Consider the following 13,428-nt stretch of genomic DNA (forward strand, 5'->3'; position numbering starts at 1 on the left):
AGCTCGACTACCGCGTCGTCCGCGCCGACGGCGAGGTGCGCTACCAGGAGCTCCGGGGGAGCGTCCTGCTCGACGAGGCCAGGCAGCCAACGAAGCTGGCGGGGGTGGTGATGGACGTCACCGCGCGCAAGCACGCCGAGCGGTCGCAGCGGGAGTCCGAGGCGCGCTTCCGACTCCTCGCGGAGATGGTCCCCCAGCTCATCTGGAGGACCCGCGCGGACGGGCAGACGGAGTACTTCAACCCGCGCTGGTACGAGTACACGGGGCAGACGCCCGAGCAGGCGCTGGGAGCGGGCTGGACCCAGTGCCTCCACCCGGACGACTTCGAGCGCGTGAGCGGGGAGTGGGTGCGTGCGGTCACCACGGGGGTGCCCTACGTCACCGAGTACCGCCTGCGGCGGGGCACGGATGGGGCGTACCGCTGGTTCATCGCGCGGGGCCTGCCGCTCCGGGATGCCCAGGGGCGTATCGAGGGCTGGTTCGGCACCTGCACGGACATCGATGACCAGAAGCGCGGCGCGGAGTCCCTCCGCATCCTCTCCGAGGCGAGCGCCGTCCTGGCGACCTCGTTGGACCACGCGGCGACACTCAAGCAGGTGGTCCGGCTCGCCATCCCGTCGCTGGCGGACTGGTGCTACGTGGACCTGGTGGGAGAGGACGGCCGGGTCGAGCGCGTCGAGGTGGCCCACGCGGACCCCGCCCTGGCCGAGCTGGCCACCCGGGTGCGCGACGTCGTGACCGGCGAGAACGCCAGGCATCCGCCGACACAGGCGCTGCGCTCGGGTCGTACGGTCCTCATTACCCAGTTCACCGCCGAGATAGCGAAGGAGGCGGCGCGGGATGAGGAGCACCTGCGCACCATCCGCGAGCTCGAGGTGCGCTCCCTGCTCTCGGCCCCGCTGCTCGCGCGGGGGAGGACGCTCGGCGTGCTGACGTTCCTCACCACGGAGTCCTCGGGCCGCCAGTATGGGGAGGCGGACGTGCTGCTGGTCGAGGAGGTGGCACGCCGGGCGGCGCTGGCCATCGACAACGCGCGGCTCTTCTCGCTGGCCCAGGCGGAGCGCCAGCGCGCCGAGGAGGCCAACCGGCTCAAGGACGACTTCCTGGCCACCGTCAGCCACGAGCTGCGCACGCCCCTCACGGCGATGCTCGGCTGGGTGAAGATGCTGCGCACCGGGCGGCTCCCCGTCGAGAAGCGCGAGAAGGCGCTGGAGACGGTGGACCGCAACGCCCAGGTGCAGGCCCAGCTCGTCGAGGACCTGCTGGACGTGAGCCGCATCATCTCCGGCAAGCTGCGGCTGGAGCCCCGTCCGGTGCACCTGGCGGACATCATCCAGGCGGCGATGGAGTCGGTGCGGCCCGCGGCGGACGCGAAGGACATCCGCCTCCAGCCGGAGCTCGCCTCGCCAGGGGAGGACCTGGTGATGGGGGACCCGGGCCGGCTGCAGCAGGTGGTGTGGAACCTGCTCTCCAACGCGGTGAAGTTCTCGCCCGGCGGCAGCCGCGTGCGGGCGCTGCTGCGGCGCGTGGACGGCTCGGTCGAGGTGGCGGTGGTGGACGAGGGGCCGGGCATCCCCGCGGACTTCCTGCCCCACGTCTTCGAGCGCTTCCGCCAGTTGGAGAGCGGCACCACGCGGCGGCACGGGGGGTTGGGCCTCGGGCTCGCCATCGTCCGCCACCTGGTCGAGCAACACGGTGGCACGGTGCACGTCGCGAGCGAGGGCCCGGGCCGGGGAGCCACCTTCACGGTGCGCCTGCCCCCCGCCCAGCCCCGCGCGCCCCAGGCGGACGCGGCCCCCCCGCGCAGGTCGGGGTCCTTTCCCGTCGTCCGAGCGCCCGCCGCGCCCACGCTCGCGCAGCGGCGCATCCTCGTGGTGGATGACGAGGAGGACAACCGCGAGGTGCTGAAGATGCTGCTGGAGGAGTGCGGGGCGCACGTCGTCACCGCCGCGTCCGCGGCCGAGGCCTTCCAGGCGCTGCGGGAGACGAAGCCCGAGCTGCTCGTCTCGGACATCGGCATGCCGGGCGAGGACGGCTACGGGCTCATCGCCCGGGTGCGCGCGCTCCCGGCCACGGAGGGAGGTGGAGTCCCGGCGGTGGCCCTCACGGCCTATGCCCGGGTGGAGGACCGGACGCGCGCCCTGACGGCTGGCTTCGACATGCATGTGGCCAAGCCGGTGGAGCCCGCGGAGCTGCTCTCCCTCCTCACCCATCTCATCGCCGCCTCTCCCGCCGCCTAGGGCCGAACAGACGGGAGGGCCCCGGCCATGGCCAACGCCCAGCCGCTGTCCTCTACCCGACAGACGTCCCGTCCGGGGGCGCGCGGACAAGGAGAGCAGGCAGGGACGCTGCCCCCCAGCTGATCGTCCAATTTCCACCCATCCCCTCGTACTGTCGTTCACTGATGACCGCCCGGAACAGACAGCCCTGCCCGCGCGAGGCGACACCCTTATAATGGAGGATGCCTTTTCACCCCGTGGAGGCGGGGCCCGCCGCACCGGCGACGAGCCCCTCCGACACGAGCTGGCCACGCGGTCCCACCCCGCGGCGGGGTCCCGAAAAGGGCAGGTCGGGCGGTCGTGTCGTGATGGGACCCGCCATGGGTGGAATTGGAATGGCCGATTACCCCCCCAGGTTCACTTTTTGACCCTCTAAAGGCGCGGAAATCCCGCGCTCCAGGGGGTCCGAGGGAGAGACATGAAGGACGTAGAGAACAGGGGTTCGTGGGTCGCGAAGATCGCCGCGTTCCAGGACGCGAAGACCTACGCGGAGCTCAACTGGGAGGGCTCTTTCGAGGACTACATCGAAATCGTCCGCAAGAACCCCAAGGTGACTCGGACCGCCTTCCAGAGGATCTACGACATGATCCTCTCCCACGGGAAGACGGAGTACATCGACAACAAGAAGAAGCTCATCCGCTACCACTTCTTCAGTGACGAGAAGTTCGGCGGTCGCGACGCCATCTTCGGCCTGGACGTGCCGCTGATGAAGCTCGTCAACGTCTTCAAGTCGGCGGCCCAGGGCTACGGCACCGAGAAGCGCGTCATCCTCCTGCACGGCCCGGTGGGCTCCTCCAAGTCCACCATCGCCCGCCTGCTCAAGAAGGGCCTGGAGGACTACTCCAAGTCCCCCGAGGGCGCCGCCTACACCTTCGCCTGGCTCACCGAGAAGAAGGGCCTGGATGGCGTCACCGTCCGCGAGAAGATGAAGTGCCCGATGAACGAGGAGCCGCTCAACCTCATCCCTCGCGAGTGGCGCTCCAAGGTACTCACCGAGCTGAGCCCGCCCGAGAGTGGCTACACCATCCCGGATGGCAGCGAGCTGTGCCCCGCCTGCCGCTTCGTCTTCAAGGACCTGATGACGCAGTACAAGGGTGACTTCGCCAAGGTCATGGAGCACGTGCGCGTCAACCGCCTCGTCTTCAGCGAGAAGGACCGCGTGGGCATCGGCACCTTCCAGCCCAAGGACGAGAAGAACCAGGACTCCACCGAGCTCACCGGTGACATCAACTACCGGAAGATCGCCGAGTACGGCTCGGACTCGGACCCGCGCGCCTTCAACTTCGATGGCGAGTTCAACATCGCCAACCGCGGCCTCATCGAGTTCGTCGAGGTGCTCAAGCTCGACGTGGCCTTCCTCTACGATCTCCTCGGGGCTTCGCAGGAGCACAAGATCAAGCCCAAGAAGTTCCCCCAGACGGACATCGACGAGGTCATCATCGGGCACACCAACGAGCCCGAGTTCAAGAAGCTCGAGACCAACGAGTTCATGGAGGCGTTGCGCGACCGTACGGTGAAGATCGACATCCCGTACATCACCAAGCTCTCCGAGGAGGTGAAGATCTACGAGAAGGACTTCAACTCCCGCGCCATCAAGGGCAAGCACATCGCGCCGCACACCCTCGAGATGGCCGCCATGTGGGCCGTGCTCACGCGCCTGGAGGAGCCCAAGAAGCACAACCTCTCGCTCCTGCAGAAGCTCAAGCTCTACAACGGCAAGACGCTGCCCAACTTCACCGAGGACAACATCAAGGAGCTCCGCAAGGAGGCCTCGCGTGAGGGCCTGGAGGGCATCAGCGCCCGCTACATCCAGGACAAGATCTCCAACGCCCTGGTGAGCGACAAGGGCGAGGGCTGCATCAACCCCTTCATGGTGCTCAACGAGCTGGAGGCCGGCCTCAAGGGCCACTCGCTCATCAACAGCGACGACGCGCGCAAGCGCTTCAAGGAGATGCTCACCTCCGTGAAGCAGGAGTACGAGGACATCGTCAAGAACGAGGTCCAGCGCGCCATCAGCGCCGACGAGGACGCCATCGGCAAGCTGTGCGGCAACTACATCGACAACATCAAGGCCTACACCCAGAAGGAGAAGGTGAAGAACAAGTACACCGGTCTCTACGAGGAGCCGGATGAGCGCCTGATGCGGTCGATCGAGGAGAAGATCGACATCCCCGACAGCCGCAAGGACGACTTCCGCCGGGAGATCATGAACTACATCGGCGCCCTGGCGGTGGACGGCAAGAGCTTCAACTACCGGACCAACGAGCGGCTGCACAAGGCCCTGGAGCTCAAGCTGTTCGAGGACCAGAAGGACAGCATCAAGCTCAAGAACCTCGTCTCCAGCGTCGTGGACAAGGAGACCCAGGAGAAGATCGACCTGGTGAAGGACCGGATGATGAAGAACTACGGCTACTGCGAGATCTGCTCCACGGACGTGCTCAACTTCGTGGCCAGCATCTTCGCGCGCGGTGACGCCAAGGAGTAGCACCCAAGGGGGCTGACGTGTCGCTGCGGATCCACCAAGACCACTCACGCTTCAAGCAGATCGTCCGCGGGAAGATCAAGGCCAACCTGCGCAAGTACGTGCAGAAGGGGGAAATGGTCGGGAAGAAGGGGAAGGATTCCATCTCCATCCCCATCCCGTTCATCGACATTCCCCACTTCAAGTACGGCCACAAGGAGCAGGGGGGCGTTGGTCAGGGAGATGGCGAGGTGGGTCAGCAGCTCTCCCCGGGCTCGGTTCAGCCCGGGGACGGGCATCAGGCCGGCCAGGGAGAGGGCGACCACTCCCTGGAGGTCGACGTCACGCTCGACGAGCTGGCGCAGATTCTCGGCGAGGAGCTGCAGCTGCCCCACATCGAGCGCCGGCACAACGAGAAGATCGTCACCCAGAAGATCAAGTACACCGGCGTCAACACCACCGGCCCCGAGTCGCTGCGTCACTTCAAGCGCACCTACAAGCAGGCGCTGAAGCGGCAGATCGCCATGGGCACGTATGACCCGAACCGGCCCATCATCGTCCCCACCCGCGAGGACCGGCGCTACCGCAGCTACAAGCTGCAGGAGCTGCCGGAGACCAACGCCGTCATCATCTACATGATGGACGTGTCCGGCTCGATGGGGGACGAGCAGAAGGAGATCGTCCGCGTCGAGAGCTTCTGGCTCGATACGTGGCTGCGCCACCAGTACAAGGGCCTGGAGGCCCGCTACATCATCCACGACGCCGTGGCGCGCGAGGTGGATCGGGACACCTTCTTCCACACCCGCGAGTCCGGCGGCACGATGATCTCCAGCGCCTACAAGCTGTGCCGGGACATCATCAAGGCGGACTACCCGAAGAGCGCGTGGAACATCTACCCCTTCCACTTCTCGGACGGGGACAACTGGAGCGCGGATGACACGCGCCAGTGCATCGAGATGCTGCGCGAGGACATCCTCCCGGGCGTCAACCAGTTCGCCTACGGCCAGGTGGAGAGCCCCTACGGCAGCGGCCAGTTCATCAAGGACCTGCGCGAGGCCATCGGGGATGCCAACAATGTCGCCTTGAGCGAGATCGCGGACAAGGACGCCATCTACGCCTCCATCAAGGATTTCCTCGGCAAGGGCCGCTAAGCGGTCCACGCCCCCCCGGAGCTCGCGATGCCCAAGAGCCTCACCCCCAGCCTGTCGAAGCTCAAGGAGGAGATCGAGGGCTATGCCCGCGCCTTCGGTCTCGACTTCTTCGAGACCATCTTCGAGGTCGTCAGCTACGACGAGCTCAACATGGTGGCCTCCTACGGAGGCTTCCCCACGCGCTATCCGCACTGGCGCTGGGGCATGGAGTACGAGCAGCTCTCCAAGGGCTATGAGTACGGGCTCAGCAAAATCTACGAGCTCGTCATCAACAACGACCCCTGCTACGCCTACCTGCAGGAGAGCAACTCGGACGTGGATCAGAAGCTCGTGATGGCCCACGTGTACGGCCACTGCGACTTCTTCAAGAACAACTTCTCCTTCCGCCACACCAACCGCCGGATGATCGACGACATGGCGAACCACGCCACGCGCGTGCGCCGGTGGATCGACAAGATTGGCGTGGAGAAGGTGGAGGACTTCATCGACCGGACGCTGTCGCTGGAGAACCTCATCGACCAGCACGCCCCGCACATCCGTCGCAACCCGGACCCCAAGCGGGCCGAGGACGAGATGAAGTCCAACGAGCGGGTGGAGGGCTTCAAGGTGGACCGCGAGTACATGCGCGGCTTCATCAACCCCTCCGAGTTCCTCGACAGCCAGCGCCAGAAGGTGGAGGACGAGAAGCAGCGGGCCAAGAAGTTCCCCGAGCGTCCCCAGCGCGACGTGCTGCTCTTCCTGCTGGAGCACGCCCCGCTCGAGCCCTGGGAGTCCGACGTCCTCTCCATCATCCGCGACGAGGCCTACTACTTCGCGCCCCAGGGCCAGACGAAGATCATGAACGAGGGGTGGGCCAGCTACTGGCACTCCACCATCATGACCCGGCGCGCCCTCAAGGATGAGGAGATCATCGACTACGCGGACCGGCACTCGGGCACCATGGGCACCCGGCCCGGCGCGCTCAACCCGTACAAGCTCGGCATCGAGCTGTGGCGGGACATTGAGGAGCGCTGGAACAAGGGCCGCTTCGGCAAGGAGTGGGACGAGTGCGACGACCTGCGCGCGCGCCGCTCCTGGGACAAGAAGCTCAACGCGGGCCGCGAGAAGATCTTCGAGGTGCGCAAGCACTACAACGACATCACCTTCATCGACACCTTCCTCACGGCCGAGTTCGCCATCGACCAGAAGCTCTTCGTCTACGGCTTCAACGAGAAGCGCAACTCGTGGGAGATCCTCGACCGGGAGTTCCGCAAGGTGAAGAACAAGCTGCTGCAGGGGCTCACCAACTTCGGCCAGCCCATCATCGAGGTGGTGGACGGCAACCACGAGAACCGGGGCGAGCTGCTGCTCGCGCACAAGCACGACGGGCAGGACCTCAAGGGGGACTATGCCCGCGAGACGCTGCGCAACCTGCAGTCCCTGTGGCGCCGGCCCACCAACATCATCACCCGCTACGACAACAAGGGCGTGATGCTGCGCTTCGACGGGCAGAACCACACGGAGAAGAAGATCGAGCTGTGAGCGGGCGCTGATTTCCGCCGGACGGCAAAACCACGGCTCCCCTGCACGGGGGAGCCCAGCCGTCCAGGCGAGCCCCCGTCGGCATGCGGAAATCTTCCGCCGGAAGTTAGGAACAGGTCTGTAGCTCCATTACACTGCGCGGGCTCCATGAGACTCGCCGCTACCGTCCTGTGCCTGGGCGTGCTGTTCGCCGCGTCCTTCGCCGAAGCCGCCGCCTACACCGTCAAGAATCGCCGCATCGAGCCCAACCAGCCGCTCGCGGCCGCGTTGCAGGAGGCGGGGCTGCCCCCGGAGCAGGTGGGGGCGCTCATCTCCGCGCTCGAGGGCGTGTTCGACTTCCGCAAGTCGCGCGTGGGAGACCAGTTCCGCCTCGTCCTGCGCGAGGGCGAGCTGGACTTCTTCGACTACCGGCAGAGCGCCGTGGACGAGTGGCAGGTGCGCCGCGACGGCGACAAGTTCGTCGGCAGCAAGCGCTCCATCGAGGTGGAGAAGCAGGTCGCCCTGGTGTCGCTGGAGATCAACAACTCGCTCTACGAGGCGGCGCTGGCCGCGGGCGAGGATCCGCTGATCGGCATGGTGCTGGCGGACGTGTTCGCCTGGGACATCGACTTCTACCGAGACGTGCGCAAGGGAGACCGGGCGCGGGCGCTGGTGGAGAAGTTCGTCTCCAAGGGCCGCATCCTCCGCTACGGCGAGGTGCTGGCGGCCACGTACGAGGGCGAGTCGGTGGGCACCAAGCGCGTCTTCCGCTACGAGCTGCCGGACGGCAAGGCGAGCTTCTTCCAGGAGGACGGCGCGAGCGCGCGCAAGGCCTTCCTCAAGAGCCCGCTGAAGTACGCGCACGTCACCAGCCGCTTCGGCAGCCGCGTGCACCCGGTACTCAAGTACGTGAAGGCGCACAACGGCGTGGACTACGCGGCGGCCATCGGCACGCCGGTGTGGTCCGTGGCCGACGGCACCGTCACCGTGGCGCACAACACCGGCGCGGGCGGCAACACCGTCTGCGTGCGGCACGCCAACTCCTTCGAGACGTGCTACCTGCACCTGTCGAAGTACGGCGCGGGGGTGCGCGTGGGCGCGCGGGTGAGCCAGAAGCAGGTCATCGCCTACTCGGGCAACACGGGCCGCAGCACCGGCCCCCACCTGCACTACGCCCTCAAGCGCAACGGCGGCCACGTCAACCCGCTCAACCAGAATTTCCCGCGCACGGAGCCGCTGCCCAAGAGCCTCCTGCCGGACTTCCACGCCAAGCTGGCCCCTCTGGCCCAGCAGCTCGACGCCGTCTCCGTCGCCGCCGTGGGCGCCCAGAAGTAGGTTCTTCCGGGGCTGTCTCCCTGACCTCGGCTGTAGGGTCCTTCGTGCCCGCCCCTCGGGGGCGGCCCGCCTCGCGCGGGTGCCCCCCCTGCGCACGGCGTGACCTGTCTGATAGGATGGACCGTTCCCCTCGAACCCCCCATCCCCTCAGATCGCATGTCCGCTATCGCCGAGTTCATCCATACCTCCGAGGAGCTCCACCGCGGGCTCTCCCGGCTCAGTGACGAATTGCAGCAAGGCCTCCCGGAGCGCCTCGCGCGCTTCCCGAGAGACCCTCAGCAGCGCCAGGCCATGCAGGAGGAGCAGCGCGAGCTGCTGCGCCGACGCATCCCCGAGGTGACGGCCTGGCTGGACGGCATCTACGCCCGGCTCACGGAGCTGGACGCCGGCTTCACGGAAGAGGAGCGCGAGCGCGCGCTGGAGCACCACCACTCGGCCGTGCAGCCCTTCTTCCTCCAGTCCCCCTTCATCCGGCGCGCCGTGGACAAGCCGCTGGGCTACCCCGGGGACTACGTGACGGTGGAGATGGTCTTCGGCATCGAGGACCAGGGCGTCTCCACCCTGGCGCGGCTGCTGTCCCACTACGCGCTCAACTGCGGGCCGGCCCAGGCGCACCGGGCGCGGCCGCCCTGGCTGCTCGGCCACATGCGCCGGCGGGAGCAGGAGCTGGGGCGCCCCCTGCGCGTCATGTCCTTCGCGTGCGGGCCCGAGCACACCCTGCGCGAGCACACCTCCCTGGGGGGCACGGGCTCCTTCGTCCTGTGCGACTTCGATCCCGCCCCGCTCGACTACTGCCGCCGGCAGTTCGAGAAGCTGGCGCGCATGCCCCGCGGGGGCGTCCCCCCGCCGCAGCTGAGCTTCGTCCAGCTCTCCACCTACCAGCTCATCCGCCAGCGCGACTCCCTGGACAAGCTGCGCCATCCGGACGGGCCGCTGGACGTGGTGGTGGCCGCGGGCATCCTCGACTACCTCAAGGACAACGTCATCTCCCGCTTCCTGGACATGATGTCCTCGCTGCTCGCGCCCGGTGGGCTGCTGCTGCTCACCAACCTGCACGACCAGAACCCCTGGCGGGCCTTCATGACGTACGTGGGCGACTGGAACGTGTACCACCGCTCGCGCGAGCAGTTCCAAGGGCTCTGTGAGGGCACCCCCGAGCGGAAGATGGGCACGCTCGAGCTCACCACCGACGCGTCGGGCACCAACCTCTTCTGGGCGGGCCAGAAGCGCTGACGCGCGCCGGGAAGGCGCTCAGGACCACTCGAGCAGGTATTCGGCCTGGTCCAGCGAGAGCGCCTTCCCCGTCACCTTGCCACTGCCGCACAGCACGCGGAGGACCTCGGTGAGGCTGCCCTCGTGGAAGTAGATGGGCTGCATGTCCCCGCGGAAGATGATGAGCCCCCGGTTGCCCCCGAGGTCCTGGAACTCGCGCGTGCCGTAGCTCACCAGGGTGGAGTACACCGTGCCCACCGTGGAGAGGGCCCGCCGGGGCTCGCCCATGCCGATGAGCTTCATCAGCGTGTTGCCCACATAGGAGTTGAAGAAGCCCGTCACCGTGGAGGCGCCACACGCCCGGAAGGCGTCCTGGATGCTGGGGTACTGCGGCTCCAGCACGTCCGCGGCCGTGTAGAGCAGCCGCAGGAAGTCCGCCACCGGGTAGGAGAAGAAGTCCACCGGCATCTTCGCGCCCCGGAGCTGCTGCAGGATGCGATCCACGCCCGCGGTGCCCGCTCGCTGCTCCACCAGCCCGTACACGGACTTGAAGATGAAGCCTCGGACGGTGTCCTCGGGCTTGCAGATCGCGATCCGCTGAGCGAGTTCGGTCTTGTCGCTAGGCATGAAGAAACCTTCCGGGTTCCGAAGGGGGGGCAGAACCTGGATGCTCCTGCTTCCTAGCAGAGTCCTCGCCTGATCGGCAGGACTCTACGCGCCCGGTCCTCGTGCGCCACGACGCACGTCCGCCCACCCTGGCGTGTACTCCCGCGTCCGCCGCCCTTGCGTGCGAGCAGGCCCCTCCCGAGCGCCCGCTCGCCCTGGAGGCACCCGTCTTTTTCTTCGGTGCGAGCGGGTTGCCCGACGGGATAGCCTAGCGGGCCCATCTGTTTCCTTTGGCCAACCTGCTTTCCGCCAAGAGTCCCCGAATGTCCAACCCCGCCTCCGTCGCCGACCTGCCGCACTCCTCCGCGTCCGACACGCACGACACGGGGCGAGATCCCAGCCGCACCGGCCTGGATCCGCACAACGTACGCCACGGCTTCCTCCAGCACGTGCGCTACTCGCGTGGCAAGAACCCGGAGACGGCCACCGCCCACGACCGCTTCATGGCCCTGGCGCTCGCGGTGCGTGACCGGCTCGCCGACCGCTGGGTCCGCACCGCGCGCACCTACTACGAGCAGGACGTGAAGCGCGCCTATTACCTCAGCGCCGAGTACCTGCTGGGTCGTGCCCTGGGCAACAACCTCATCAACATCGGCATGTACGAGGCCGCCGAGCAGGCCATGCGCGAGGTGGGCGTGGACCTGGGCACGCTCGTGGAGATGGAGCCGGACGCGGGCCTGGGCAACGGCGGCCTGGGACGGCTCGCGGCGTGCTTCCTCGACTCGCTGGCCACGCTCGCCTACCCCGGCATGGGCTACGGCATCCGCTACGAGTTCGGCATCTTCACGCAGGACATCGTCGACGGCTACCAGGTGGAGCGCGCCGACGAGTGGCTGAAGTTCGGCAACCCCTGGGAGATCGTCCGGCCGGAGAAGGCCGTGGCGGTGCGCTTCTTCGGGCGCGTGGAGCACCACCAGGGCGCCGACGGCCGCCCCATGGCGCGCTGGGTGGGCGGCAAGACGGTCATCGGCGTGCCCTACGACACGCCCATCGCCGGCTATGGCAACAACACCGTCAACACCCTGCGGCTGTGGCAGGCGCGCGCCAGCGAGGAGTTCGACCTCCTGCTCTTCAACGCCGGTGACTACGAGCGCTCGGTGGTGGAGAAGAACGACTCGGAGGTCATCTCCAAGGTCCTCTACCCCAACGACGCCTTCCAGGCCGGCAAGGAGCTGCGCCTCAAGCAGCAGTACTTCTTCGTCGCCTGCTCCATCGCGGACATCGTCCGGCGCTACCTGAAGAGCCACACGGACTTCCGCGACTTCCCCAACAAGGCGGCCATCCAGCTCAACGACACCCACCCGGCCATCGCCGTGGCCGAGCTGATGCGCGTCTTCGTGGACGAGAAGCGCCTCAACTGGGACGAGGCCTTCGCCATCACCCAGGCCACCTTCGGCTACACCAACCACACGCTCCTGGCCGAGGCCATGGAGAAGTGGCCCGCCACGCTCTTCGAGCGCCTGCTGCCGCGCCACCTGGAAATCATCTACGAGATCAACCACCGCTTCCTGCGGCAGGTGCAGATCCGCCACCCGTTCGATCATGACCGGATGCGGCGGCTGAGCCTCGTGGAGGAGGGTCCGGAGAAGAAGATCCGCATGGCGCACCTGGCGGTGGTGGGCAGCCACAGCGTCAACGGCGTGGCCGAGCTGCACAGCAGCCTGCTCAAGCGCGACGTGATGCCGGACTTCGCGGAGATGTACCCCGAGCGCTTCAACAACAAGACGAACGGGGTGACGCCGCGGCGCTGGCTGACGTGGAGCAACCCGCGCCTGACGAAGCTGATCACCAGCCGCATCGGCGGCGGGTGGGCCACGGACCTGGATCAGCTCCAGAAGCTGGCGCCGCTCGCGGAGGACGCGGAGTTCCGCAAGGCCTTCGCCCAGGTGAAGAAGCAGAACAAGGAGGACCTGGCCCGCTACCTGCGCGACACCTGCCAGGTGAACCTGGACCCGAACGCCATCTTCGACGTGCAGATCAAGCGCCTGCACGAGTACAAGCGCCAGCTGCTCAACGCGCTGCACATCGTGTCGCTGTGGATGAAGGCCCGGAGGGATCCAAACACCATCATCGCCCCGCGGGTGTTCCTCTTCGGGGCCAAGGCGGCGCCGGGCTATCACGAGGCCAAGCTCATCATCCGCCTCATCAACGGCATCTCCGAGGTGGTCAACAGCGACGCGGGCACCACGGGCCTGCAGGTGCTGTTCGTCCCCAACTACCGGGTGAGCCTCGCCGAGCGCATCATCCCGGCCACCAACGTGTCCGAGCAGATCTCCACCGCGGGCATGGAGGCCTCCGGCACGGGCAACATGAAGTTCATGATGAACGGCGCGCTCACGCTGGGCACGCTGGACGGCGCGAACGTGGAAATCCGCCAGGCGGTGGGCGACGACAACTTCTTCCTCTTCGGCCTCACGGCGGACGAGGTCATCGCCCGCAAGCGCGCCGGCTACCGGCCGCGTGAGGAGTACGAGCGCAACGTCGAGCTGCGCGAGGCGATGGATCTCATCTCCTCGGGCTTCTTCTCGCCGGAGGACAAGAACCTCTTCAAGCCGCTGGTGGACAGCCTGCTGGGGGAGGACCGCTACCTCGTGCTGGCGGACTTCGCCTCGTACGCGGCGAAGCAGGAGGAGGTGGCGCGCGCCTACAAGGACCAGGAGGTCTGGACGCGCAAGGCCATCCTCAACGTGGCGCACTCGGGCATCTTCTCCTCGGACCGCACCATCAAGCAGTACGCCGAGGAGATCTGGCGGGTGAAGCAGACGCCCGTGGGACAGTGAGCCGCTGACGCACCGAGGGCCCGTGGCGCGCTGTCGCCGCGGGC

The 13,428-nt window shown here is 67.2% G+C and carries 8 protein-coding genes; 7 read left to right on the plus strand and 1 reads right to left on the minus strand.

Features of this window, described 5'->3' with window-relative positions; all coding sequences use genetic code 11:
* The 6 genes from VF697_RS32700 to VF697_RS32725 all read left to right on the plus strand — a co-directional run.
* Positions 1–2,240, plus strand: a 2,240-nt coding sequence (locus tag VF697_RS32700; protein WP_331101125.1) for a hybrid sensor histidine kinase/response regulator, incomplete at its 5' end; no start/stop codon positions are given.
* Between the two features lie 457 nt (positions 2,241–2,697).
* Positions 2,698–4,764: a serine protein kinase gene (locus VF697_RS32705; protein ID WP_331101127.1), complete on the plus strand. Its 2,067-nt coding sequence runs from the start codon at positions 2,698–2,700 to the stop codon at positions 4,762–4,764.
* A gap of 17 nt (positions 4,765–4,781) precedes the next feature.
* Complete coding sequence (locus VF697_RS32710; RefSeq protein WP_331101129.1) at positions 4,782–5,891, plus strand: DUF444 family protein; 1,110 nt, start codon at positions 4,782–4,784, stop codon at positions 5,889–5,891.
* 27 nt (positions 5,892–5,918) lie between these two features.
* Positions 5,919–7,412 (plus strand): SpoVR family protein, encoded by a 1,494-nt coding sequence (locus tag VF697_RS32715; RefSeq protein ID WP_331101131.1) that lies wholly within the window; start codon positions 5,919–5,921, stop codon positions 7,410–7,412.
* A 147-nt stretch (positions 7,413–7,559) separates the two neighbouring features.
* Positions 7,560–8,726, plus strand: coding sequence for a peptidoglycan DD-metalloendopeptidase family protein (locus tag VF697_RS32720; RefSeq protein WP_331101133.1), 1,167 nt, complete (start codon positions 7,560–7,562; stop codon positions 8,724–8,726).
* A 156-nt stretch (positions 8,727–8,882) separates the two neighbouring features.
* Positions 8,883–9,959: a class I SAM-dependent methyltransferase gene (locus VF697_RS32725; RefSeq protein WP_331101135.1), complete on the plus strand. Its 1,077-nt coding sequence runs from the start codon at positions 8,883–8,885 to the stop codon at positions 9,957–9,959.
* Between the two features lie 18 nt (positions 9,960–9,977).
* Here VF697_RS32725 and VF697_RS32730 read toward each other — a convergent pair whose 3' ends face one another.
* Positions 9,978–10,565: a TIGR02265 family protein gene (locus tag VF697_RS32730; protein ID WP_331101137.1), complete on the minus strand. Its 588-nt coding sequence runs from the start codon at positions 10,563–10,565 to the stop codon at positions 9,978–9,980.
* 302 nt (positions 10,566–10,867) lie between these two features.
* On the opposite strand from VF697_RS32730, the gene VF697_RS32735 reads away from it, so the two are divergent.
* Positions 10,868–13,384, plus strand: coding sequence for a glycogen/starch/alpha-glucan phosphorylase (locus tag VF697_RS32735; protein ID WP_331101139.1), 2,517 nt, complete (start codon positions 10,868–10,870; stop codon positions 13,382–13,384).
* Positions 13,385–13,428: the final 44 nt, after the last annotated feature.

Origin of the sequence: Archangium sp. (assembly GCF_036388035.1) — a bacterium.
Lineage (GTDB): Bacteria > Myxococcota > Myxococcia > Myxococcales > Myxococcaceae > Archangium.